This is a genomic window from Ruegeria sp. CDSC079 (assembly GCF_059610505.1).
Window position 1 is genome coordinate 164,357 of the sequence record NZ_JBXWNT010000006.1, and the last position, 24,659, is coordinate 189,015.

Below are 24,659 nucleotides of genomic sequence, written 5' to 3' on the forward strand. Positions count from 1 at the left end.
TTTGTGAACTAATGTTCCTCTTTTCGTCTAACCAACTGATATCAAACGGATTGCCTGATCCTGTTTCATCAGCCACAAAAGAACACGAGCCGCCTTGCCCCTTTGCGTTTCAAGTTTGGCGTCCACGCCCAGCAGAGCCCTTGCGTCAGACTGCGCAACGGCCATCAAACCGGCCTGCCTTTCCAAATCGGCGATACGGAACTTCGGCAGACCTGACTGCGCGGTACCGATCAGATCGCCCGCTCCACGCATTTGCAGATCCGTCTCTGAGATTCTGAACCCGTCTTCTGTTTCGCGCAGAACTTCCAGCCTTTTGCGCCCCCCTTCGCCGAGGGGTGGCTGATACATCAGCAGACATGTCGATTCTGCCTCGCCTCGCCCAACACGACCGCGAAGCTGATGCAGCTGCGCCAGGCCAAAAATCTCGGCCCTTTCGATGACCATGATCGAGGCATTTGGAACATTCACGCCAACCTCGATTACCGTGGTCGCCACCAGAACTTTGGTTTGCCCCTGCTGAAATGCCTTCATCGCTGCGTCTTTGTCGGCGGGCGGCATTTGGCCGTGAACCAGCCCCACTATCCCGTCCCCCAAAATGGCACGCAGCCTTTTGAACCGTTCCTCGGCAGCGGTCAGATCCGATACTTCGGATTCATCGACAAGCGGGCAGACCCAATAGCATTGGCGGCCCTCAGCAATAGCTTTTTGCAGATGCGAGACAACTTCTTGAATCCGTTCAGTGCTCACAACCGCTGTTTTGACAGGTTTTCGCCCCGGCGGCTTTTCATCAAGCACGGACACGTCCATGTCACCGTATTGAGTCAGGGCAAGACTGCGTGGAATAGGCGTTGCTGTCATGACCAAAACGTCCGCCCCCCTGCCTTTTTCCGACAGCTCCATGCGTTGACGGACCCCAAATCGGTGCTGTTCGTCGACGATTGCCAGCCGTAATTCCTGAAACGCGACATCGCTTTGAAATACGGCGTGAGTGCCCACCAGAATGTGAATATCCCCCCGTTGAAGCGCCAACAGCTTGGCACGCCGATCCGCCCCCTTGTCGCGACCGGTCAGGATTTCCAGAACCACGCCCGCCTCTTCGGCGAGGGGGCGCAACCCTTCCAGATGCTGCTGAGCCAGTATCTCGGTAGGGGCCATCATGACGCCCTGCCCGCCCGCCTCGACCGCGACCAGCAGTGCCATGAACGCAACCAGAGTCTTGCCGGACCCAACATCCCCCTGAAGCAATCTGTTCATGCGCGTATCGGAGGCCATATCCCCTGCGATCTCTTGAATAGCGCGCTGTTGGGCGTTGGTGGGCTTGTATGGCAGGTTCGACAACACACGGGATTGCAGCTTGCCCGTACCAGCGCTGGCGACCCCCTTGACCCTGCGCTCTCTTTGGCGGGCCAATGCCAACGTCAGTTGATGCGCGAACAGCTCATCATAGGCCAAACGCTCATGCGCTGGAGAAAAAGACGCTACATCATCCGCACCCTGCGGATTATGCGCTGCTTGTACAGCGCTCAACCAGTCTGGCCAGTTCTCTTTTGCGACCTGCGCGGGATCAATCCATTCCGTCAATTCCGGCGAGAGTGCAACCGCGCTACGCGCGGCCTTGAAGGCAGTTTTCTGGGTCAGCCCCTGGGTCAAATGATAGACAGGCTCAAACTCAGGGATATCCTTTGCATCCGCAGGCGGCAGCATGTGATCCGGGTGGACCATCTGAGCGATCCCGTCGAAAAGCTCGATCTTGCCAGAAATCACCCTGCGCGCGCCCTGAGGGAGCACTTTTTGCAAGTAATCGCCGCGGGCATGAAAGAACACCAACTGAAATTCAGTCTGGCTGTCTTCAACATGGACACGGTACGCACCGCCCTTGTTTCTAGGGGGGCGATGGATGCCAACGCTGACTTCTACGGTCAGCGTCGAAGGCAAATCGACGCCTTGAATGGTATCGCGCCTGCGCCGATCAATCACCGCATAAGGCAGCCCGAACAAGACGTCGCGCGGGGTCTCGACACCTGACTGCGCCAAGACCTGAGCCGTTTTCGGCCCCACGCCGTCAAGCGTTTCCAGCCGCGAAAACAGCGGGAACAGAGATTCGGGCCGACCACTCATTTGCCGTCGATCAGCTGCAACCAGCCATCTTCGTCCAGCGTCTCAATACCAAGTTCAGCCGCCTTTTTCGCCTTTGATCCAGCACCCGGTCCTGCAACCAAAAGATCGGTTTTATTGCTGACCGATCCCGACACTTTGGCGCCCAATGCCTCGGCACGAGCCTTGGCCTCGGCGCGGGTCATCTTTTCAAGCGTTCCCGTAAAAACCACTGTCTTCCCCGCAACAGGGCTGCCCGAGGTATCGGGCCGTTTCGCGTCTTGGACATCAAGCTGAGCCACAAGATCGTCGATGCTCTGCCGTTCGGTAGGTTGGGCGAAGGCTGAAACCAATGCGCGGGCCATAACCTCACCAACACCGTCAACGTTCAGCAGCTCATCCCATTCTGACCCGGTCTGACTATGCGCTATGGTAACCGCTTTTTCCAGCTCATCCCATGATCCGTAATGCGTTGCGATTAGGTTCGACGCTGCCTCGCCGACATGTCGAATGCCAAGTGCAAACAGCAACCGACCCAGTGGAATAACTCGTTTTTCATCAATCGCTTGCCACAGATTGGTGGCGCTCTGCGCCCCCCATCCCTTGCGATTAGCCAGCCTGTTCAGGTTTGCACTATCTCGTTGTTTCAGAGTAAAAATGTCAGCCGGGGTCCGAACTGGCAGATCGGGATCATCATAGAACATCTCAATCTGCTTTGCTCCAAACCCTTCGATATCAAACGCCTTGCGTGAGACGAAATGCTTCAATTTCTCAACGGCTTGCGCAGGGCAGATAACGCCGCCGGTACAGCGACGGACCGCGTCACCTTCCTCGCGGATCGCATCGCTGTGACATTCAGGGCATTTTTCCGGGAAGATAAACTTTTCGGCATCATCCGGGCGTTTCGAAATGTCGACATCGGCAACCTTCGGGATCACATCGCCGGCGCGATAAACCTGAACCCAGTCGCCGATCCGAATGTCTTTGCCTTCGCGTATCTCGCCGCCTTTTGCGTCTTTACCAGAAATGTAATCTTCGTTGTGCAACGTTGCATTCGACACGACCACACCGCCGACAGTAACCGGGTGCAGCCTAGCCACCGGGCTCAGCGCGCCGGTGCGGCCAACCTGAATGTCGATCGCTTCAAGACGAGTCCAGGCAAGCTCGGCCGGAAATTTATGCGCAATTGCCCAGCGGGGTGTGCTGGACCGGAAGCCAAGCCGTGATTGCAGCGCAAGATCGTTTACCTTGTAGACCACACCATCAATGTCATATCCAAGCGTCGCGCGCTGCAGCTCGATGCTGCGATAGTGATCCAGAATCTGCTTTGTATCCGCGCATAAACGGGTTAGCGGGTTGGTTGAAAATCCGAATTCCTTCAGGCGCTGTATGGCTTCGTATTGGGTGCTTGCCAGAGGCTCAGACAGCTCCCCCCAGGCATAAGCAAAAAACTTGAGGGGACGAGAACGGGTAATTGCGGAATCCAACTGACGAAGGGATCCTGCGGCGGCATTTCGCGGATTGGCGAAGGTTTTTTCGCCTTTCTTGGACTGGCTCTCATTTAGACGATCAAAGTCGTCGTGAGACATATAGACCTCGCCGCGAACCTCAAGGATGTCTGGTGCGCCGGTGATTACCTGTGGGATATCCGAAATAGTCAGCGCATTTGCGGTAACATTTTCCCCGACTTCTCCGTCTCCCCGCGTGGCCGCCTGGACAAGCCTACCCCTCTCATACCGAAGCGAAAGGGAGAGACCGTCGATCTTGGGCTCAGCCGTATAGCTCAAACTCGTCTCGTCATCCAACCCTAGGTATTTTCGGACGGACCGATCGAAATCAGAGACGTCTTCGTCTTGAAAAGCGTTGCCCAAAGACAGCATGCGTACGGCATGTGAAATCTTGGAGAACCCATCGGCGGGGCGGGCACCAACGATATCCGATGGGCTGTCAGATCGCTTGAGTTGCGGAAATCGCGACTCGATTTCTGAGTTTCTGAGTTTCAGCGCATCATAGTCGGCATCAGAAATCTCGGGGGCGTCTTTCTGGTGATACAATGCGTTCGCATGATGTAAAAGCCCAGCCAGCCGCGCCAGTTCATTGCGTGCCTGATCTTCCGTCAGGTCTGATACAGAAATGGAATTGCTCATGCCCTCGCCCCGTCAACTGTTCTTGGAGTTCAGTGATAGGGCGAGGGCATGGCTAGGTCCAGACGTGCTGTTCAGTGAGCGAGGGTGTCGCCCCGGACCCTTGGCGACGTAAAACTTGCGCGCCTAGGCGCCAACCGCAATGCGAGGTTCGTCGACGCTGTTTTTCTGAGGATCTCGCAACACATATCCCCTGCCCCAGACGGTCTCGATATAATTTTCGCCGTCGGTGGCATTGCTAAGTTTTTTGCGCAATTTGCAGATAAAGACGTCAATGATTTTCAATTCGGGCTCATCCATTCCGCCATAGAGATGGTTAAGGAACATCTCTTTAGTCAGGGTTGTTCCCTTTCGAAGGCTCAGAAGTTCGAGCATTTGATATTCTTTGCCGGTCAGGTGAACGGCCTTGCCTTCCACTTCGACGGTTTTCGCATCCAGATTCACTGCAACGCGCCCGGTGTGGATTATGGATTGAGAATGCCCTTTTGAGCGGCGAATAATGGCGTGAATACGTGCAACCAATTCTTCTCTATGGAACGGTTTGGTCAGATAATCGTCAGCACCAAATCCGAAGCCTTTAATTTTACTTTCTGTATCGTCGGCCCCCGACAGGATCAGGATCGGCGTTTCCACCCGCGCAACCCGCAACTGGCGCAGCACTTCATGCCCGTTCATATCCGGAAGGTTGAGATCAAGGAGGATCAGGTCGTAATCGTAAAGTTTTGCGAGGTCGATCCCTTCTTCGCCTAAATCTGTCGCATATACGTTCAGATTGGCATGTGTCAGCATCAGTTCGATGCTTTTGGACGTGGTTGGATCATCCTCGACAAGAAGTATACGCATTTACTGCTCCAATTCAGCTCAATTTACCGATTAAAATCGAGCCTGCTCAAAAATGGTTAATCTGACGTTACCGTTGAATCATTTATTCACACTCTCCTTTAGGTTGTCGATATTTTTTTATCGTGGTGACCTTTAAAGCGTCCGTTCCGTGTTCTGCGACCGCAGAAACCCAGGAATTAAATTCTTCATCGCTGAGGCCATATTGGTTTTTGGCTTCTGAAAGCGTAATCAATCCGTAAAGAACGCCACGGACTACAATCGCTTTACGGGATGCCACCCAGCGGGTTGTCTCTTTTGGCGGCAGATCAGCCCGGGATAATACCGTTCCATCCGGCAGGGTTACCGACCTGGGCCCCTCTACTTTGTGCAAATACATCTTTCGGTCCTCTTCGTGCTGCGACAAAGCTGACACCATGCTACTTAATGTGTTGTGAAACCGCCCCTTGAGAGTATCTAGAATTTTCCTATATTCTGCCGGTCTTTCTTAACCCGTACTGGAACCGTCATGGCCCTCGACACCGAGACACCGCTGAACTCTCTTGGCTTTGCCAAGCCCCCGTCTGAAACGCGGGTGGTAGTTGCCATGTCCGGAGGCGTGGACAGCTCGGTCGTGGCCGCGCATTTGGCGGATCAGGGGTATGACGTCATCGGCGTCACCCTGCAGCTGTATGACCACGGTGCTGCGCTGGCCAAAAAGGGGGCCTGCTGTGCAGGTATCGACATTCACGATGCGCGCCGCGTGGCCGAGGAACGCGGGTTTCCGCATTACGTTCTGGATTATGAGAACATCTTCAAGGACGCCGTGATCGACGAATTCGCCGACAGCTATCTGGCCGGTGCGACGCCGGTTCCCTGCATTCGCTGTAACGAACGGGTGAAATTCAAGGACCTGCTGGAAACCGCCAAGGATCTTGAGGCTGATTGCATGGCCACCGGCCATTATATTCAGCGCAAGACAGGCCCCAACGGGCCAGAGTTGCACAGCGCCGAGGATGCCAACCGCGACCAATCCTATTTCCTGTTCTCGACCACCCCGGAACAGCTGGATTTCCTGCGCTTTCCGCTGGGCCACCTGCCGTCCAAGGACGCGACGCGCGAAATGGCGGCGCAATATGGGTTGGCTGTTGCCGACAAGCCCGACAGTCAGGACATCTGTTTCGTGCCCAACGGCAACTATGCCAGCGTCATCGAAAAGCTGCGCCCCGGCGCGGCGGAACCGGGTGAGATCGTTCATGCGGATGGTCGTGTGCTGGCCCAGCATAACGGGGTAATCCACTATACCATTGGTCAGCGCCGCGGGCTTGGTATCGGAGGCCTCAGCGACCCGCTTTACGTGGTGAAGCTGGATGTCGACAAGAAACAGGTTGTGGTTGGCCCCAAAGAGATGTTGGCCACCCGCACTATTCCGGTGCGTGAGATCAACTGGCTGGGCGATGAGCCGTTTACGTCACGCGATGAATGGCACGTCCTGGTCAAGGTTCGCTCGACCCGACCCCCGCGTGAGGCCATCATCCGCCCGCTTTCGGAAACCACGGCCGAGGTCGAGTTGCTGACCCCGGAAGAAGGTGTGTCGCCCGGTCAGGCCTGTGTCTTCTATGCGTCCGAAGGCAGCCGCATCTTTGGCGGCGGCTGGATTTGGCGCGGATACTAAACTGCGTCGGTCCACGAGTTGCTGAGAATATAAAGACCAGCGCAGATCATCACGTAAGGAACAAGCATCTCAAGCTTGCGCGCGATGCGACCACTGATGAGCGGAGATTTGGCGCCCAGCAGCGCCAGCGTGGCCAATCCTACCACGGCAAGCCCTGCGCCGAAGGCTCCGGCGATCCGAAAGCCTGGCGTTGAATCCGCCAATAACGGCGCCAGAACGGCCAAAGTGTCCATCGACAGGCTGGTAAACAGTAAGGTTGTCACCAAAATTGATGCTCCGGCTTCGAGATGCGCAGGAGTGTCGACGCCCTGCCCGCGCCATTGGCGGATGGCGGCCAGACAGCCCAGTGTCAGCGGGATCATCCCCAGATACCCGGCCCAGCCCGGTATTACGCCCTCGATCCCCATGGCGAACAGCAAGGACGCCGAAATCACCAAGGCCTGTGCGAACAGAAAGCCAAAGACGGCCCGTATATCCCCTGACACCAAGATCAGCGCCACCAAGGCGGCAAGATTATCCAGATTGGTCAGTATCAATGCCAGAAAGGCCGAAAAACCAAAGAGGATGAACTCGGCCATCAGGACGGCATTCTGGCCAACACGGCCTTTGCGGCTCTGAAACCAGGGGCGTCGCCGCCACGGCCCAGGCGCTCCATTGTCAGATCCATCGCGTTGCGCTGCGCGTCAGGTTTCAGGGCGACCTCTCGTAGCGCTACGGCAATCTTGTCCGGCAGGCAGTCATCCAGCAGGCATTCCGGGATGGAACGCGTTTCCGAGACAAGATTGACCAATGTAACCGTGTCCAGATTGACCATACGTACTGCCAGTTTCTGGGTCAGCCAGCTGAGGCGGTAGGCAATCACCATGGGTGTTGCTTGAGCTGCAAGTTCAAGCGACACGGTACCCGATGCCGCCAGAGCAAGGTCCGCTGCGGCAAAGGCTGCGCGTTTCTGCTGAACCGCCTCTTCGGTCGGAACATTGCGCGGGTCGATCACGACGGGATTGCCTGGCCATGTCTGCAGATGTTCGGTTACGGCCTCGACCATATGCGCAACCGCCGGAACAATAACCCGCGTACCCGGCCGGTCGGCTAGGAACTGCCCCAAGGCCTGACCGAATACAGGGGCCAGACGGTCAACCTCACCCTTGCGCGACCCCGGCAAGGCAAGAACCAGCGGAGCTTCCCCAAGATCATAGGCGGCGCGAAACTCCTGGATATCGCGATCAGACGCGATGGGTTCGCTTGCAACCGGATGGCCAACAAAATCACATTCCATCCCGGCGCGTTCCATATAGGGCGGCTCAAACGGAAGCAACGCCAGCACATGGTCGATGACCTTGGCCATCTTATCCGCACGCCCCGGTCGCCAGGCCCAAACGCTGGGGGCCACATAGTGGACGGTTCGAGTATCGCTTGCTGCTTTGACCAACTTGGCAACGCGCAACGAGAAGTCCGGACTGTCGATGGTGATCAATACGTCAGGTTTGGTGTCCAGAACGGCCTGCGCTGTCTCAGATATCCGGCGCTTGAGGTGAAAGAATTTTGGCAATACCTCGATCAGGCCCATCACTGACAATTCGGACATCGGAAAGCGGCTGTTCAGACCCTGGGCCTGCATCAATGGTCCGCCGACCCCGTCGAATGTAACATCTGGGACAAGGGCACGTAGCCCTTCCATCAACGCGCCGCCCAATCGATCGCCCGAAGGTTCGCCGGCGACCAGAAACACCCGCATCAGTTGGTTCGCTCACGCACATAAAGGAACAAACCCAGGCGATCGCACTCAGCAATTACACGTTGTCGCTGCAATACAAGCACCCCGCCCTTTTCGATCACGATCCCGGACAAACCAGCTGCGACGGCGCTGGAAATGGTTTCAGGTCCAATAGCTGGCAGATCCGCGCGAAAGTCCTGATCAGGCTTTGGACCCTTGAAAAGCACCCCACCCCCCGCATCGGGCCGTTGAGTCAGAGACTCGAGCATCCATGCGGTGCCAAAAATCCCTTCGATCGCCAAAGCCTGCCCTTTGGAAACTGCACAGGCCTGGCCGATATCAGCTGCCCCCATGGCACGCAGGATACCGGATGCCCGATCCGCATCTGCCCGATCCGCGTCTGAGGGCTGTGCCTCTGTCAAACAACCAAGCGGAGGCAGCAGTTCAGGCGCAATCTCATGCGCGGCACGGACATTCAGGCCTGAGTTTTCGAATATCCCAATGACAGCCCGTAATGCGCCGTCATCGCCGGACTGAATCGCCTGCACCAGAATAGGCACCAACGGCATCGTCGCGGCATCAATGCGCGACGGGTCAACGGCGGGACGTTGAACCGCTCCGGCCATACAGATTTCAGTTACGCCACGGGTTTTGAGATCCGCGATGAATGATCCAAGCTGTTCCAGCGGGAAAACGATGTCAGCAGACAGAGTATCCGGGGCAAAGCCTTCCATCGCGCAGATCAAGGGCCGTTCAGCCAGACAGGAAACCACTTCGTCCGGCAACACACCTGTTCCCGCGATCAGTGCCAACATGATGTTACTTCCTCGGTGTCAGAAAGGACCGATCCGAATCGCCGGTTACGAAATTGACGATTTCGCGGACATATTCGCTTTCGGCATCTTCACCCAAGCGCTTGGCGCGGTCCATAAAAGTTCCGTCACCATCGGACAATTCGCGAAACGCTGCGCGTAAAGCTGAAATATCAGCTCGTGCGACACCACGCCGTTTGAGGCCAACAAGATTCAGGCCGTCCAGCTCGCCGCGAGGCGCTTGAACAAGCCCATAGGGAATCACGTCGTTGGGCACCATCGTCAGCGCGCCGATAATCGCCCCTCGGCCCACACGAACCCATTGATGCAAACCCGAAATCCCACCGACGATAACATCGTCTTCGATAATGCAATGTCCCGCGGCACCAGAATGGTTCACCATGATCACGCGATTGCCAATCTGAACGTCGTGAGCCACGTGAACACCAGCCATCAGCAAACAGTCATCGCCAATCCGGGTTACACCGCCACCGCCGTCTGTTCCAGAATTCACTGTTACATGTTCACGGATACGGTTTCGTTTGCCAATTTCCAACCGCGTATCTTCACCGCCGAACTTAAGGTCTTGCGGGATTTCACCGATGACCGAAAAATTGAAGATTATGGTGTCTTCATCCACCTCGGTGTCACCGGTAACAACAACATGCGACTTCAGTTCTACCCGGTCTTTCAACCGCACCCTTGAACCAACAAAACAAAAAGGGCCGATGACACAGCCCTCTCCGATCTGAGCACCGTCTTCGATGATTGCGCTAGGGTGAATGCCACTCATGTTGTCTTTTCCATGTCCCAATCAACATAGGCTGAGAACTCAGCTTCGGCTGCGACCTCTCCATCAACCGTGGCCCTGCCAGAGAACTTGAAAATCTTGCCACCCTTCTTGCCGCGCACAGTTTCAACATGCATCTCGAGCACGTCACCGGGCACGACTTTGCGGCGGAACTTGCACTTGTCGATATTCATGAAATAGATCAACAAGTCGCTGTCGATGACATCCATCCCAACGCCAAGCATAACACCTGCGGTCTGCGCCATTGCTTCAACAATGGTCACACCAGGCATGATCGGCGTACCAGGAAAATGGCCCTGGAAATGCGGCTCGTTCATAGTGACGTTCTTGATGCCGACCGCTGACTGATAGCCTGAAATCTCGACCACCTTGTCGACCAGCAGAAACGGATAGCGGTGCGGCAATATCCGTTGAATCAGCTGAATGTCGGCGCTTTTGGTGTCCGTGCTCATAGTTCTGATATCCTGTTCTGGATTTCTCTTTTCAATGTGGTTAGCAACACCGCGACCCGAGGGCAAGCAAACCTATTCGCCTGTACCTTCGTCAAGTGTTGTTCCATCACCAATGGCTGTATCAATTCGGGTGATGGCGGCATCTGTCACATCGGACAGATCCGAACTGAGAAACACGCTGGAGCGTTGAATAATGACCGAGGCGCCAGATTCGCGCAAAAGATCGATCAAAACTGGGCGGGCGAGTTCAAAAAACATCTGTTGTGCATCTTCACTGCGACGCGCAAGGGCATCAAGCTTGGCGCGCTGCCCTTCTCGGTGGTTCTGAACCTTTCTGTCGAACGCCTCTGCGAGGGGACGAAATTCTTCAGCAGACAGAGAGGCGCGCTTTTCGGTGAGGTCCTTCTCCTCCGCGCTGAGCTCTGCAACGATCCGCTCGTTCTCAGCAGCCAACAGAGCCCCTTCTGCTTCGATCTCACTGAGAATGCGACGTCCAAACGCCGAGTCAGAAAACAGCCGTTCGCTGGAGATTGTCAGGACGCTGGCTTGTGTTACGCCAAGCTGCTGTCCGGTAACCGGTCCTGCCAGGGTTAAGGTCAGAAAAAGACACAGGGCCCGAATGGGGCCCTGCATATAGGTTTGAAGACTACCTCGCATCCGAGATCAGAACCTCGCCTGAATGGTCAGGTCGAAATTCTGTTCCTTGTCAAAGTCCTCTTTCTTGAGCGCTTGCGAAAAGTTAAAGCGCAGCGGGCCAAACGGTGTTTCCCATAGGACTGCAACACCCAGAACATGGCGGATAGACCCATCCGCACCGACAATGTTGGCACCCGAAGTGTTTACATCGTCGATATTGTACAGGTTACCGAAATCATAGAACACGCCTCCACGCAGGCCCAATTCTTCGGGCAAGCCCAGAGGAAAGTCCGATTCCAGACGCGCGACCCAATAGTAATTCCCGCCGATAGCGTCATCCTGACCATTTGACAGATCCCGTGGCCCCAAACCCGCTGGCTCGAACCCGCGGAATTTATTGGGGCCCAACACAAAGCGATCCAACGTCCGGCTGAAATCGTTGCCAGTCCAGTGCATTGCACCCATTTCAAGCGATGCACGAAGAACGACTTCTTCACTCAGAACGCGTGTTTGGGCAATCCCGCGTGCGCTGGTTTTGTAGAACTTGTTGTCCCCACCCAGCCCAGCGGCATCCAGGCCAACCTCAAACAAAACACCGGCATTGGGGTTAAGCCCACCAAGGCGGCTGTCATATACATAGGACACACCCAGAGAACTGGTCGTGCGTTCACCCTGATCAATCTCAGAGGCGATGACCGCGCCGTTTGCCTCGTTGTCCTGCTGCTTCATCTCGCTGTTTTCCCAGGCATAGCGTACGCGCAACGAAGACAGCTCTCCGATCGCATAGCTCAACTGAGGGTTAAAGAACACACGCTCGGTGTTATAGCTGGCAAAACTGGAGTCGGTCGACGCCAAACCCAGACCAAGATCAAAGCGAAGCTTGCGGCCCAAAAGATAGGGTTCGGTGAAATTCAGGGAGTACTCTTCTGAATCCTGTGCGGTCGAAATCGTAACCCCGACGGTCTGTCCACGGCCTAGAAAGTTTGACTCACTTAGGCCGATCGCAATGCCGAAACCGTCAGAGATCGAGTAGCTACCACCGAGGCTGAGCGAGCCTGTTGGCTGTTCTTCGACGTCGACATCCACGATCACTTGGCTGGGCGTCGAACCCTCGCGCGGTTCAACATCAGCGACGGCGAAATAGCCCAATGCCCGGATACGTTCAGCCGCCTGCCGGATTTCACGCGGGTTGAAAGGATCACCCTCGACGGTGTCGAATTGACGACGGATCACGCGGTCAAGCGTGGTGGTGTTGCCCTCGATGTCGATACGCTCGACAAAGATACGCGGTCCTTTGGTCAGAACGAATTCAACATCCAGCGTCAGATCACGTGCATTGCGCGTGACGCGCGGCTCAACCCGCAGAAAGTCCACCCCTTGCCGAATGCCCAAACGCTCTTGCCTGGCGATAGAGTTTTCGACCAGTGAAGGAGAATAGGTGACACCCGGCTTGACCTTGAGTGCGGCCTGATATTCGGCCGCATCCACACCGGGTATTTCGCTCACGGTGGTGATCTTGCCGAATGAGAATTTCTGACCTTCGGTTACATTCATCACCAGGAAAAACGCGTCGCGCTCACGCGTGAATTCAACATTGGCGCTGTTGACGCGGAAATCGACATAGCCACGCGACAAGTAGAAATCACGGATGACTTGTTTGTCGAACTCGATCCGGTCAGCGATAAAAGTATCGCCCCGCAGGAACGTACGCAGGAAATTGGCTTGCTTGGTTTCAAGCACACGGCGCAGACGCCGGTCGGAATAGGCCCGGTTGCCAACAAAGCTTACGCGCTCAACCTCGATCGTCGTACCTTCGGAGATTTCAAAAACGAGGTCTACCCGATTGTCGCTGCGGCGGATGATTCTGGGGATGACGGTTGCTGCAACACGTCCTTGAGCCAAATAGATTTCGGCAATCATGTCTGCGTCAGCTTCAGCGACCTGAGGTGTAAAGACCCGGCGGGGCTGAGACGAAACGGCATTGAGCAACAGCTCATCCTTAAGCCTCTTGTTACCCTCGATGCTGATCTGGTTGATCGTAGGATATTCCTGAACTTTGATGACCAAAGTGCTGCCACGAGGGGTCAAATCGACTGTTTCAAAAACACCACTGTCAAGCAGCCGTTGGAAGGCATCGTTGAGTTGTCCAGCTGTCACCGTCTGCCCAGGTTCGATTCCCGATCGTGCGATGATTGTCGATGTCTCGATGCGCCTGTTCCCCTCAACTTCGAACGAGTTGATGGTGTAGCTTTGCGCCTGAGCAGCCTGCGGCAGTGACAGCAAACTAACTGTGGCAAATAAGAAAAAGAATGTTAGGGCCTGCCACAAAATCTTGTTTACCGGCTTTTGCCCCCCGCAGGATGTGCCTGCGCCTCGCCTGTCGGTCATATTTTTCTCTACCCAGAATTTTAAGACTTTAAAGCTGAGTAACGGGATTGTCTGGCCTTGTCAAAAGCCGAAAAACAGAAAGCGGCCCATTGGGCCGCTGTTCAGCAAATAAAAAGAAAGGAACAGAATCACATGGTGATCAGATAAGCGCATCCACCCATAGCCAACGCAGTCGCGCCGAAAAACAAGATCGAGTCCCAGTTCAGCGCAAGCAGGAAGCTAAAGCTGCGATATGATTTTTTGATAGCATTCGCCATGATCGCCTCTGACAGACAAAATTATGAAACGAACACATCCTATGAGGGAATTGGGGCGGAATTGCGACTAGATTGTGCAAGCTCCGCCCAAATCAACAGAATAGGTCATTTGAGACGGAAAACAGCATCAGAGCCAGAATGATTGACACTCCGATGCCCATCAAAATCCGCAGCGCTTTGTCGCTGGGTGGTTTCCCCGAGATGGCCTCATATGCGTAAAATACCAAGTGTCCTCCATCCAAAGCCGGAATCGGAAACAGGTTCAGCAAACCGACAGCAGTTGACAGAACGGCGATAAAGAAGATGAAGTTCTGCGCCCCCTGGCTGGCCATCGCACCCGAGGTTTCGGCGATTCCGATCGGGCCGGACATGTTGCAGGTGCTGATCGCTCCGGTCACCATGTGCCAGATACCTGAAAGAGACCCGTCAATGATACGCAATGTTTGTCGCACACCACCGCCGAGAGATGTCAGGAAGCCCGCCCTTTCGGTTGCAGGTTCTAGCATCATGCCGCCGACGATCCCGATCCTCCAATGCGTTACAAAACCACCATCAGACTGCGGCTCATCCGTTCGGCGTGGAGCCAGGGCAAACTCCAGTTCCGCTCCGTCACGCCAGACATTCAACAGCAGTGGCCGCCCATCAGAGCCTTCCACATGGTCCTTGAGCTGTTCAAAGGCATAAACCGGTTCGCCGTTAACCGCTGTTATGACATCCCCCTGTGCCAGGCTGATATCCATTGCTGCACTGCGCGGAACAACCTGTTGAATCAGGGGGGGGAACAGCCAAGGTGCGGAAACGTCCAATGTGTCACCGTCACGAAGAACTGTGTAATCAAGAACGGGGTCAACGGGCAAAGAGTCTACGAACTCGCTCCACGATCCTTCTTGTTCGAAATCTGGCAGGTCAATACCTGCAATCGCGAGGATTTCATCACCTTCACGCAGCTCTTGAACTGTCCCCGGCAAAGGATGCAGAGACCCAACGGTCAGAGGGTCTCTGGTTGCGCCTTGCGTAAAGAAAATTAGGGCAAAGACCAGTATCGACATTGCGAAATTAAAGATTGGCCCTGCCGCAACAGTTGCCGTCCTGGCCCAAAGTGGCGCGCCATGCATTGTGCGGCGCAGCTCCTCCGGGCTTTGCTCAGAAATTTCAGACATAGCCGCTTCGTCTTTGCCGGATGCGGCATTGGCGTCACCCAAAAACTTGACATACCCGCCGAATGGAAGCACTGCGATCTGCCAGCGCGTTCCTCTTTTGTCGATACGGCTCCAGAGTACGGGACCGAAACCGATTGAGAACACTTCGGCGTAGATGCCGGACCAACGGCCAACGATGTAATGCCCGTATTCATGTACGGCTACGATGGCGGATAACGCGATCACAAAGGCGAATATGGTGTAAATCAAATTGCCGAATTGTGGGATCAGTGAGAGTACGTCCAATTTATTTTCCTGCTCGTTGCGCAACGGCGTTATCGACCCATATACGTGCCAGATGGTCGGTTTGCAGCACGTTATCAAGGGTCATTGGGGCGTCAATATGGTTGTCTTGTGCATCGAAACGATCCAAGACGGCGGCCACGATGTCTGCCATATCAAGAAAACCAATGCGACCTGCAATGAAATGGTCGAGTGCACATTCTTTGGCTCCGTTGAAAACCGCTCCGGACAGCCCGCCCCGCTCCATGACGTCGCGCGCTAACCGCAAAGCCGGATATCGGTTTTCGTCTGGTTCCTGAAATCGCAACTGTCCCAGCTTTGCAAGGTTCAGCCTTTCGACCGGAAGGGTCTGACGTTTTGGCCAATTCAGGGCATATCCGATCGCGTGGCGCATATCTGGCGCGCCCATATGGGCCATAACCGCTCCATCGTTAAACCCGACCATCGCATGAACGATGGATTCCGGATGCACAATCACTTCGATCATATCCGGGGATATTCCGAAGAATTCGCGTGTTTCGATCACCTCGAGCGCCTTGTTAAACATCGAAGCGCTATCAATCGTGATCCGCTGCCCCATATTCCAGTTCGGGTGGCTCGATGCCTGCTCAACCGTGGCCGAGGCCAATTTGCTCAGTGGCCAATCCCGGAAGGCGCCGCCGCTGGCAGTGATGATGATACGCTCGACCGATGCCATATCTTCACCGACCAGAGCCTGAAAAACGGCAGAATGTTCGCTGTCCACCGGTAGCAATCGGGCATTGTGCTTTCGGGCAGTATCCAGAACCAAAGAACCCGCGCAGACAAGCGTTTCTTTATTCGCCAAAGCCAGCGTCGCGCCCTGTTCAAGCGCCGTCAGCCCTGGTTGCAACCCCGCAGCCCCAACGATGGCAGACATGACCCAGTCAGCCGGTCGCGCCGCAGCTTCGGCCAGAGCATTCGCCCCGGCGGCGACCTCGACATCAGAACCGGCCAAGGCCACTCGCAGGTCCTCAAGCCGGTCTGGATGGGCTGTAATCGCGATATCCGCCTTCAAACGTTTGGCGTCACGCGCAAGTTGTTCGATATTGGCTCCACCGGTCAGGGCGACAACATCATACGCTGATGGATTTCGGTCAATCAGATCTATCGTGTTTTGCCCGATAGAACCCGTCGCGCCAAAAACAGAGATTTTGCGCATCACATGGCTCCGGGGGAATAAATCAACCCCACAAGCAGAACGAACAGAGCGGCCCCCATCATCCCATCGAATCGATCAAGGAAGCCGCCATGGCCGGGAATCAGGTTCGAACTGTCCTTGACGCCGAATTTTCGTTTGGCCGCGCTTTCGACAATATCGCCGGCCTGGCTGGCCATTGACGCCAGAACCGAGATCACGATGAACCAAGTTCCGAAGCCGCCGTAAGCCGCAAAGGCTAAGCCAACAATGGCAGCCGCTACCCAGCCTCCTGCTGTTCCCGACCACGTCTTTTTCGGGCTGACTCGTGGCCAGAATTTTGGTCCACCCAATGCCTTTCCGACAAAATATCCGGCGACATCCGTGGCGACGACGACCGATATCAGCCAGACCATCCAGACAAATCCCATATTCGTCCGGATTGAGATAAAGCCCAGTCCCGCGGCAGCGATCCACAGCGCGAAGAGAGTATAGATACCCCGGTACCGGCTGACCTGCCCTGCCCCGACCAGCGCCGGAGCAAGCAAGAAGGGAAGTTTATAGAGTGCCGGAAGATGGTAACTCAGCACCACCGCAAAACCGGTCAATATGGCAAGCTGGATCGCAACAGCTTTCCTGCCCGGGTCGATCATACGGACCAGTTCCCAGGTCATCAGCCCGCAAGCAATGGAAATGAAGGCTTCGAACCACAGACCGCCCAGCCAGACCTCGACAGCGCCAACGGCAACAAGGACTCCCGCCGACAATACGCGGGCAGTCAGGTCGGACCAGCGCCCGTCACTCATGCCGGTACAGCTCCGAACCGTCGGTCGCGGCTGCCATAGCTCAGGCACAGGCGCTCAAGCTCAGCCGCAGTGAAATCTGGCCAGAGCGTGTCGATGAATTCGTATTCCGAATAGGCGGATTGCCATAGCAGAAAATTGGAAATTCGCGCCTCGCCGCTGGTTCGGATCACCAGATCAGGATCAGGAAGAACATGTGTGTCCAGATATTTCGGCAGCGTTTCTTCGTCTACATCATCAGGATGCAATCGCCCGTCAGCGACATCCTGTGCCAGACGTTTGGTAGCCCGCGCGACTTCATCCCGACCGCCATAGTTCAACGCAATGGTCAGGTGAACCAGATCATTTCCCTCGGTCTCGGCCTCAAGCGTATCCATCAATTCGATCAGTTTGGCATCCAACCTGACCCTGTCTCCGATGAAACGCACCCGAACACCCGAGTCTCGGAGCGTCCGGGTTTCCTTGATAATATAGCGCCGAAACAAGCTCATCAGACCGGCAACTTCGACCTGAGTGCGTTTCCAGTTCTCGGTCGAAAACGCAAAAACAGTCAGATACTTAATACCAAGCCTTGGGCAGGCCTCGACCACATCGCGCACACGTCTTGCCCCGGCGTGGTGGCCAAACAGGCGAGGTCGCCCGCGGGCCTGCGCCCAGCGACCATTGCCATCCATGATGATCGCGACATGCTGGGGCCCTCTTTCGGGCATGGTATGCGAGGAAGAGGGCATCACCCGGTCTCAGACCTGCATGATTTCTGCCTGCTTGGTCTCAAGCGCGGCATCTACTACCTTGATCATCTGGTCGGTTAGATCCTGCACTTCGCTTTCCCAGAACTTCTGGTCATCTTCGGACATACCGTCAGCCTTGGCCTTCTTGATCTGATCCATCCCGTCGCGGCGCACATTCCGGATCGAGACGCGTGCGTGTTCGGCATATTGCCCGGCGACTTTGCCCAACTCGCGACGGCGTTCTTCGTTCAGTTCCGGGATCGGTAGCATGATGATCGTTCCGTTGAGCTGAGGGTTGATGCCCAGCCCACTTTCGCGGATCGCTTTTTCCACTTTGCCGACCAGCCCTTTATCCCAGACATTGACCGTAACCATACGCGGCTCGGGCACATTGACCGTTCCCACCTGGTTGATGGGCGTCATCGAACCATAGGCATCGACCATCACCGGCTCGAGCATCGAGGCCGAGGCGCGCCCGGTGCGCAGCGATGCAAATTCGGTTCTGAGGTTTGACATTGCGCCGTCCATACGGCGCTTCAGGTCGTCTGTGTCCAGTTCGAAATCGTCAGACATTCTGCTCACTCCCCGTCTTCAGGTACTGTTTGCATGGCTCATAAGCCATTCAATTTGGGATGTATAGCAATGATGATCCGTATTTACGCCATTGACCAGAGGTGTTTGCCGGATTTTCGCGAACCTGCAGCTACAAAATTAACCGACCGCAAATCAATGCGGTCGGTCAGACATATTCATTCCGGATCAGGCGTTTACGTCTACGACAACACGACCTTTAACCTGACCTTGCAGGATATCCGCCCCTAATTGGGGCAGATCGCTCAGCTTTGCGGGATGGATCATCGCCTCAAGCTTGTCCATCGGAAGGTCGGTTGCTATCCGCTGCCAGGCCCGCAGCCGATTTTCATAAGGCTGCATCACGCTGTCGATCCCCAACAGGTTCACACCGCGTAAAAGGAACGGGATAACAGTTGCCGGAAGGCCCGCGCCGCCAGCCAACCCCACGGCCGAGACCGAGGCACCGTATTTCATCTGCCCCAGAACGCGTGCCAGCATTGCGCCGCCAACTGCGTCCACACAGCCAGACCATGCCTCGCTTTCCAGGGGGCGCTTAGTTGTCTCGTTCAACTCTTCGCGTGGCACAATGGTCGTGGCGCCCAAAGACTTCAGGTAATCGCTGGTTTCCGGTCGTCCGGTGACGGCTGCCACTTCGTATCCCAAATTGGCAAGAATCGCCGTCGCGACCGAACCAACACCACCTGCTGCCCCTGTGACCAAAACCGGACCCTGCCCCGGTTTCAGCCCATGATCCTCAAGTGCCATAACTGCCAGCATCGCGGTGAACCCAGCGGTTCCGACGGCCATGGCCTGGCGGGGCTCCAACCCATCGGGCAGCGGAACCAACCAATCGGCACGGGCATTAGCTTTTTGTGAGTACCCACCCCAATGCGCCTCACCGACACGCCAACCGGTCAGGACCACTTTGTCACCCGGTTTATATCGCTCATCCGAAGACGATTCGACCGTCCCCGCATAGTCGATGCCAGGAACATGCGGATAGCTGCGTACCAGCCCCCCGCCTTTGGGCGACAGGCAAAGACCATCCTTATAATTTACCGTTGAATACTGAACCGCCACGGTAACCTCACCCTGCGGCAGATCCCCTTCCGAAAGCTGTTGAACCGAGGGGCTGGCCAGCCCGCTTTCCTCGTCTTTTTCCATCACCAGTGCATTGAACATCAAAATGTCCTCCTGTTTTGGACGTCAGAGTACAGCCCCGACCCCGTGTAATAATCTGTTTCTGAACCCGATACGCCGCTTGCGATCAGATCCAGAACTTTTCCCGTACAGTCGCCTCACGCATACCGTCGGGTGTTTCGACCTCAACCCTTGTACCCGCATCCCAATGGCTGAGTTTGAGCATCCCAATGGAAACATTGGTGTTGAAATCCGGAGACCAAGCGGCAGAAGTGATTTGACCAACCCGTTTCCCCTGAGCGTATACCGACCATGGAGCAACGCAGGCACCCACCGCCGGCCCAGCGATTTCAATCGGACGGATTTGCTGGATCGGCCCTTCTTTTGCGACCCGCAACAACGCGTCCCGGCCAATGCACCCAATCGCCGTGTGTGTGTTACAGAACTTGCCCAGGCCACATTCATGTGGGGTGTTGTCGTCGGTCATATCGTTTCCGTAGGACAGCAACCCAGCCTCAATGCGTTCGATCAGGTTGGGACAACCTGCGCGTATGTTCAAATCCTCGCCTGCCGAAAACAGCGCATTCCACAGCGTCATTCCGATATCGCTGCCCTCGACATAAATCTCGAACCCGCCCTGCTTTGAATACCCCGACCTAGCGATGGCCAGATCGCGGCCCGCAAACTCGAACATGTCGAACTTGAAAAACCGAATGTCTTTGACGCGCTCGCCAAATACGCGAGACATCAGTTCATCCGCCATGGGCCCCTGTACCGCCAAGGGTGAGACGTCTGGCTCATCCACCAGAACATCCAGCCGATAGCCGTTCGCGATTCCTTTGACCCATAACAACAAATCGCTATCCGCGATTGAGATCCACCAGCGGTCCTCGGACAGTTTCACCGCAACCGGATCATTCAACATGCCACCGGTCTCATCAACGATAGGGACGTAATAGCATTGGCCGGGCAACATGCCTCTCAAATCGCGTGGCGTCAGCATTTGCATAAGACGTGCCGCGTCGGGACCTCTGAGTTCGACCTGTCGCTCACACGAGACATCCCAGACCTGCACATGCTTTTTCAAGTGCCGGTAGTCAGCCTCGACGCTGTCGAATACAGTTGGCAATAGCATCCGGTTATAAACCGTGAATGCCTTTACGCCTGCGGCTTCGACCCCTTCAGAAAAAGGTGTGCGCCGCAACCGGCGAGAGAAGGAAATATTGGCCACTCAAGCCTCCTCGGGCATAATGCCAGATCACAATTCGAAGCCTGCGGTCCCGTCAGCATCTGGTGCAGCAGGCCGCGATGGCGTGTCTGGCGATTGAAAATTTGGATCACGTATTGCACGTAATCCTTTGTGATTTCGTATTATTTCGGCCCCTGCCAGTCGATTGGACAAATTTCTGCGGATTTTCCACCGAAATCCCAGACCCGACCGTAATCGCGGACCTTGGATTTGGTGCCGCGCGCCACGATAATGTCCGGTCCCATCCAGTATTTCGAGTTTGAGACCATCACCGGATGCTCGGGGTCTTTGCCCGCCAACATCTCGATTTCGCCCTGGATTTTCCGACCAATCATGATGCGGCGCTTGGTCCCGTCGCGTTCGATCTGAACCGGGGCACGTTCGGCCCCGATAATTTCGCTGACCAGCATGGTAAACAAGCCAGTCGTGCCCCCGGCCTGTCCGCTGAAAATTTGGAGCAGTCCGTTATAGGCCTTGCCGCTGGCTCGTTCGTCGACATAGGCGGCAACTTTCCACTGCCCCTCACCCATGCGACCCGGAATATCGACCAGAAGGCCAACATTGAGGCCCGACAGGTCCTCGCCCTCGAAATGGCCTTCATCGATGACAATTCCCATCCAGGCATGACAATGACCCTCGGTCGGAGGATGCGCGCCCAGCGATACGACACAGGGGCAGAACAGATCGCACGAGCAGTTAAGGATCAGCTCTCCCTTGATCGCCCAATTCGTCGGGCTCATCTCACGCCGCTTGGGGTTGGGCATGCGGCTGTCGATACGTTGGCTGATCGGCAGGCGATCTGCCTCTGGTTTTTTGTTCTTAGCCAATAGCTTATCCTCCATAGATAAAGGGGTATACGAGCAAGGCACAGCCGCCCGCGATAAGAGCAAATCCCAGCGGCCGTGTAATCACGTGACCGATCTGGGGTAGTTTTTCGAGAACCATAAAAAAGGTCGCCAGACCCATCCACAGCAGACTCATGACGCCGCCCACAAAGCCGAGCGCCATAAAGCCCCAGCAGCATCCGACGCAGAACGCACCAAGGCCAAGCCCCATGCGAAAACCGCCTGAAAAACCGGTTTTCCAATGGCCGAGAAAATAGGTCATTGGGGCATGGCAGACCCCATGGCACAGCTCTTTGGCGCGGGTGAATTGAAAGGCGCCGACGGCGATCATCAACCCGCCCGCAACAAGCCCGGATTTCGCAATGCCCAGCATGTCGACAACGCCGCCAAACAGCAGAACCAGTTGCACCCCGGTAATGAGCGCGGCAAACCCGACCCAGACCACGAAGTAGCCAATCAAGACACCAATCCAGCCGGAGCGTGTGCCATTTGCACTGCGGATTAGATCGTCGTAGCTGCGCAGAGTTGGAATAATGGTCGGCAACATCATTGCGGCCATCATGATGGCCCACATCCAAAACAGCGGGCCGAACTCTGCCATGGGCATATACATGTCCATCCTGGGGTCCATGGCGCGCATCGCCTGCCCCATTGCTCCGGGACGGCCGATCCAATCCAGATCCATGGCGCGGTTCATCACGAACATCATCCACCACGCCCACAGGATCAGAGCGTAGAATCCCAGCCAAAACCCATTACGTAGAACTGCGCGACTCACTTGTTCCTCCCGACTCAGTCCTTGCAATTCAAATGTCAGACTTTTAAATGTCAGACAAATGAAAATTTGCCTGCGGCCCTGCTCAAAATGAAAATCGACCCCAAGAAACCTGCTGATCTTTCGGTTCAGATCGCCCAATCAATCCGAGATGCGATCATATCGGGTCGGTTGATTGTAGATGAACGCCTGCCTTCTGAGGCGGAACTGTCCGACCAGTTTCAGGTGTCCCGACCAACCGTGCGTGAGGCCCTTAAACGCCTTGCGGCACAGTCCCTGATCCGCACCCAACGTGGCGCGACCGGCGGCGCGTTTGTCAATCGGCTGAGCTATCAGGATGCGTATTCCCAACAGATCACCACATCCACGTTGCTGCTGTCCATGAACGCGGTCAGCTTTGAAACGGCTTGCGAGGCTCGGTATTCGCTGGAACGCGCCTGCGCTACTTTGTCAGCCGAACGCAGGACGGCGGATCATCTGGCGACGATGCGTGCCGAGATATTTCGGCAGGCTCAACCCGGGCTGACAGACGAAGCCTTTTGCGCCTCGGATGTGACCTTTCACCGGGCATTGGTCGATGGGGCCGGCAATCCGGTGTTGTCCTATCAACTGGCCGGCGCCGTCGAGGCGATGCAGCCTTTGATGAACATGATCACGTTTACGGCGCGGTCCCGAGAAGAGATCATCGTGTTGCACAACCAGATTGCCGATGCTTTGGATCGGCGGGACGCTGCTGCGGTAGATTCAGCACTGGTGGATCTCGAAGCTTATACCCGTAAGCTTGCCCTGGACGTCGCCAAACAGCGGCGCAAACCAACCGAATGAGGGTACGATGACGTCGATTTTGAATATTGCCGCGGCGGTTCTGACAATCGGTTTCGGCCTCTTTGGGTTTCTAGCACCCGCTTGGACCGCGGCCTCGCTGGACCTGGCGCCGACGAACAGCACCATGGGGTTAAGCGAATTGCGCGCCTCGGTCGGTGGGCTTTTTGTTGTCACCGGAATTGCGGTCATTTGGCTGAACATTCCCATGGCCTATGCTATGTTGGGCGTTGTTTATGCCGGCGCAGCCCTGGGCCGGTTTGTTTCCGTCATTCTGGATCACCCCCCTTTGATCAAAGCGATGACATTTGGGGGAATCGAGCTGATATTGGCGCTGTGGCTGATCCTGGCAAACATTAACCGACCAAGCTAAGGCGTTATTATATAATCCGTCTTTTCGTTGAAGTATGGGGTTTGCTTTCCCCTTGTGGCTCACCTATATAGGGGATGTCCTTCGGGACTATGGACATAAACGCGCTCGTAATAAGCGGATCGGACCCGGGGGCGGTACCCGGCGGCTCCACCAACATCCTTCATTTGAGGATCGCGGGGCCGAAATAGGATCGACGAACGTCTAAAGGGGTTAGCTTTGTCTCGGCGGGGTGCCACCGTACCGGCCCAAACAGTACAATTGCAAATGACAATCGTGCTCCGGTTGCAGTTGCTGCGTAAGCAGTAGCAAGACCGAAACTTAAGCCCTTGCGCCTAGCAGCGTAAGGCGGGGTTCGCAGGTACCTGGCAACAGAAACCTGCATTTTCCCTTAAATGTCTGCTGTTTAACCCTGTCTGTGTTCACGTTCAGAGTTTGTTCACTCATTCGCGTCATGCTCGGCCCGTGAGGAAAAGGAGAGCTGGGATGTCACACGCAGATATACTCAGAGAATGGTATTCAGAGGTTTGGGAAAACGGAAATACCGATGCGATTGATCGGTATTTCGCGCCGGAAACGACAGCCGAAGGACTGATTCCGGAAATGCAGGTGGGGGCCGATGATTTTCGGGATCTGGTCATGGCGTTTCGCCACATTCTGGGCGATATCCATGTTGAGCTGCCCAAAATCATCGAAAATGGCGATTGGGTATCGGCGATATTGCAGGTCAGCACAACACGCGCCGATAACGGCGCACCACTGCAGGCCTCTGGCAGTATGATTGGCCGCATTAAAGAAGGTCGTATTGTCGAGGCGTATAACCAGTTTGACTTCATTTCCTTATTTGAACAGCTTGGTCAGTTTCCCAAGGACACCCTGCCCGTATGCATGACTGGTCAACGGCTGGACTGGGCCTAGGAAATGAGCTCGCAATCTTGACCCCGACCGGCC

Annotated in this window: 25 protein-coding genes and 1 other RNA gene; 5 read left to right on the top strand and 21 right to left on the bottom strand. The window is 55.6% G+C overall.

Annotation, left to right across the window (positions count from 1 at the left end; genetic code table 11):
• Positions 1-27: 27 nt before the first annotated feature.
• The 4 genes from recG to sciP all read right to left on the bottom strand — a co-directional run bounded on the left by recG (position 28) and on the right by sciP (position 5,457).
• The gene (gene recG / locus AC2FIC_RS13190) at positions 28-2,118 is read right to left on the bottom strand and encodes an ATP-dependent DNA helicase RecG (RefSeq protein ID WP_496691260.1); all 2,091 of its coding nucleotides are present in this window, start codon (positions 2,116-2,118) and stop codon (positions 28-30) included.
• Positions 2,115-4,241, bottom strand: a complete 2,127-nt coding sequence (gene ligA / locus AC2FIC_RS13195) for an NAD-dependent DNA ligase LigA (RefSeq protein ID WP_496691261.1) — start codon at positions 4,239-4,241, stop codon at positions 2,115-2,117. Before ligA ends, recG begins: the two co-directional genes overlap by 4 nt.
• Positions 4,242-4,364: 123 nt before the next feature.
• On the bottom strand, positions 4,365-5,081 hold the full coding sequence (ctrA, locus tag AC2FIC_RS13200) for a response regulator transcription factor CtrA (protein WP_496691262.1): 717 nt from the start codon (positions 5,079-5,081) through the stop codon (positions 4,365-4,367).
• An 82-nt stretch (positions 5,082-5,163) separates the two neighbouring features.
• On the bottom strand, positions 5,164-5,457 hold the full coding sequence (sciP, locus tag AC2FIC_RS13205) for a CtrA inhibitor SciP (protein WP_281994636.1): 294 nt from the start codon (positions 5,455-5,457) through the stop codon (positions 5,164-5,166).
• 129 nt (positions 5,458-5,586) lie between these two features.
• Here sciP and mnmA point away from each other — a divergent pair, with 129 nt between their 5' ends.
• The gene (gene mnmA / locus AC2FIC_RS13210; protein ID WP_281994637.1) at positions 5,587-6,732 is read left to right on the top strand and encodes a tRNA 2-thiouridine(34) synthase MnmA; all 1,146 of its coding nucleotides are present in this window, start codon (positions 5,587-5,589) and stop codon (positions 6,730-6,732) included.
• On the opposite strand, the gene AC2FIC_RS13215 is transcribed toward mnmA, so the two are convergent.
• From AC2FIC_RS13215 to AC2FIC_RS13295, 17 genes are all read right to left on the bottom strand, one after another.
• Positions 6,729-7,310 (bottom strand): hypothetical protein, encoded by a 582-nt coding sequence (locus tag AC2FIC_RS13215; RefSeq protein ID WP_496691263.1) that lies wholly within the window; start codon positions 7,308-7,310, stop codon positions 6,729-6,731. The genes mnmA and AC2FIC_RS13215 overlap by 4 nt on opposite strands.
• On the bottom strand, positions 7,310-8,467 hold the full coding sequence (gene lpxB / locus AC2FIC_RS13220; protein ID WP_496691264.1) for a lipid-A-disaccharide synthase: 1,158 nt from the start codon (positions 8,465-8,467) through the stop codon (positions 7,310-7,312). The genes AC2FIC_RS13215 and lpxB overlap by 1 nt, the downstream gene beginning before the upstream one ends.
• A complete protein-coding gene (locus AC2FIC_RS13225) occupies positions 8,467-9,261 on the bottom strand; it encodes an LpxI family protein (RefSeq protein WP_496691265.1) in 795 nt (264 codons plus the stop codon). Before AC2FIC_RS13225 ends, lpxB begins: the two co-directional genes overlap by 1 nt.
• 4 nt (positions 9,262-9,265) lie before the next feature.
• Positions 9,266-10,051, bottom strand: coding sequence for an acyl-ACP--UDP-N-acetylglucosamine O-acyltransferase (lpxA, locus tag AC2FIC_RS13230; RefSeq protein ID WP_271947043.1), 786 nt, complete (start codon positions 10,049-10,051; stop codon positions 9,266-9,268).
• Positions 10,048-10,521 carry a 3-hydroxyacyl-ACP dehydratase FabZ gene (gene fabZ / locus AC2FIC_RS13235; protein ID WP_496691266.1) on the bottom strand — a complete coding sequence of 158 codons (474 nt, stop codon included), beginning with the start codon at positions 10,519-10,521 and terminating at the stop codon, positions 10,048-10,050. Before fabZ ends, lpxA begins: the two co-directional genes overlap by 4 nt.
• 72 nt (positions 10,522-10,593) lie before the next feature.
• Complete coding sequence (locus tag AC2FIC_RS13240) at positions 10,594-11,178, bottom strand: OmpH family outer membrane protein (protein WP_496691267.1); 585 nt, start codon at positions 11,176-11,178, stop codon at positions 10,594-10,596.
• 6 nt (positions 11,179-11,184) lie between these two features.
• Positions 11,185-13,545, bottom strand: coding sequence for an outer membrane protein assembly factor BamA (gene bamA / locus AC2FIC_RS13245; RefSeq protein WP_281972129.1), 2,361 nt, complete (start codon positions 13,543-13,545; stop codon positions 11,185-11,187).
• A gap of 128 nt (positions 13,546-13,673) precedes the next feature.
• A complete protein-coding gene (locus AC2FIC_RS13250; protein ID WP_271947040.1) occupies positions 13,674-13,802 on the bottom strand; it encodes a hypothetical protein in 129 nt (42 codons plus the stop codon).
• A 92-nt stretch (positions 13,803-13,894) separates the two neighbouring features.
• Complete coding sequence (gene rseP, locus AC2FIC_RS13255; RefSeq protein WP_496691268.1) at positions 13,895-15,247, bottom strand: RIP metalloprotease RseP; 1,353 nt, start codon at positions 15,245-15,247, stop codon at positions 13,895-13,897.
• A 1-nt stretch (position 15,248) separates the two neighbouring features.
• Positions 15,249-16,424 (bottom strand): 1-deoxy-D-xylulose-5-phosphate reductoisomerase, encoded by a 1,176-nt coding sequence (gene dxr / locus AC2FIC_RS13260; protein WP_496700256.1) that lies wholly within the window; start codon positions 16,422-16,424, stop codon positions 15,249-15,251.
• Entirely contained in the window at positions 16,424-17,206 is a 783-nt protein-coding gene (locus tag AC2FIC_RS13265; RefSeq protein ID WP_281972132.1) for a phosphatidate cytidylyltransferase, read from the bottom strand. The genes dxr and AC2FIC_RS13265 overlap by 1 nt, the downstream gene beginning before the upstream one ends.
• The gene (uppS, locus tag AC2FIC_RS13270; protein WP_281994644.1) at positions 17,203-17,934 is read right to left on the bottom strand and encodes an undecaprenyl pyrophosphate synthase; all 732 of its coding nucleotides are present in this window, start codon (positions 17,932-17,934) and stop codon (positions 17,203-17,205) included. The genes AC2FIC_RS13265 and uppS overlap by 4 nt, the downstream gene beginning before the upstream one ends.
• A gap of 9 nt (positions 17,935-17,943) precedes the next feature.
• Positions 17,944-18,507: a ribosome recycling factor gene (frr, locus tag AC2FIC_RS13275; RefSeq protein WP_142633921.1), complete on the bottom strand. Its 564-nt coding sequence runs from the start codon at positions 18,505-18,507 to the stop codon at positions 17,944-17,946.
• A 186-nt stretch (positions 18,508-18,693) separates the two neighbouring features.
• Complete coding sequence (acuI, locus tag AC2FIC_RS13280) at positions 18,694-19,689, bottom strand: acryloyl-CoA reductase (protein WP_496691270.1); 996 nt, start codon at positions 19,687-19,689, stop codon at positions 18,694-18,696.
• An 85-nt stretch (positions 19,690-19,774) separates the two neighbouring features.
• Positions 19,775-20,878 (bottom strand): dimethylsulfoniopropionate demethylase, encoded by a 1,104-nt coding sequence (locus AC2FIC_RS13285; protein WP_496691271.1) that lies wholly within the window; start codon positions 20,876-20,878, stop codon positions 19,775-19,777.
• 140 nt (positions 20,879-21,018) lie between these two features.
• Complete coding sequence (locus AC2FIC_RS13290; protein WP_142633927.1) at positions 21,019-21,723, bottom strand: DUF1326 domain-containing protein; 705 nt, start codon at positions 21,721-21,723, stop codon at positions 21,019-21,021.
• A gap of 4 nt (positions 21,724-21,727) precedes the next feature.
• Positions 21,728-22,519, bottom strand: coding sequence for a DUF2182 domain-containing protein (locus AC2FIC_RS13295; protein WP_496688004.1), 792 nt, complete (start codon positions 22,517-22,519; stop codon positions 21,728-21,730).
• An 87-nt stretch (positions 22,520-22,606) separates the two neighbouring features.
• Here AC2FIC_RS13295 and AC2FIC_RS13300 point away from each other — a divergent pair, with 87 nt between their 5' ends.
• The 4 genes from AC2FIC_RS13300 (at position 22,607) to AC2FIC_RS13315 (ending at position 24,626) form a co-directional block, all read left to right on the top strand.
• On the top strand, positions 22,607-23,341 hold the full coding sequence (locus AC2FIC_RS13300) for a FadR/GntR family transcriptional regulator (RefSeq protein ID WP_142633929.1): 735 nt from the start codon (positions 22,607-22,609) through the stop codon (positions 23,339-23,341).
• A 7-nt stretch (positions 23,342-23,348) separates the two neighbouring features.
• On the top strand, positions 23,349-23,711 hold the full coding sequence (locus tag AC2FIC_RS13305) for a DUF4345 family protein (protein WP_496691272.1): 363 nt from the start codon (positions 23,349-23,351) through the stop codon (positions 23,709-23,711).
• Positions 23,712-23,748: 37 nt separating this feature from the next.
• Positions 23,749-24,094, top strand: a transfer-messenger RNA (tmRNA) gene (gene ssrA, locus AC2FIC_RS13310).
• A 100-nt stretch (positions 24,095-24,194) separates the two neighbouring features.
• Positions 24,195-24,626: an ester cyclase gene (locus AC2FIC_RS13315; RefSeq protein WP_142633933.1), complete on the top strand. Its 432-nt coding sequence runs from the start codon at positions 24,195-24,197 to the stop codon at positions 24,624-24,626.
• The last annotated feature ends 33 nt before the right edge of the window (positions 24,627-24,659 follow it).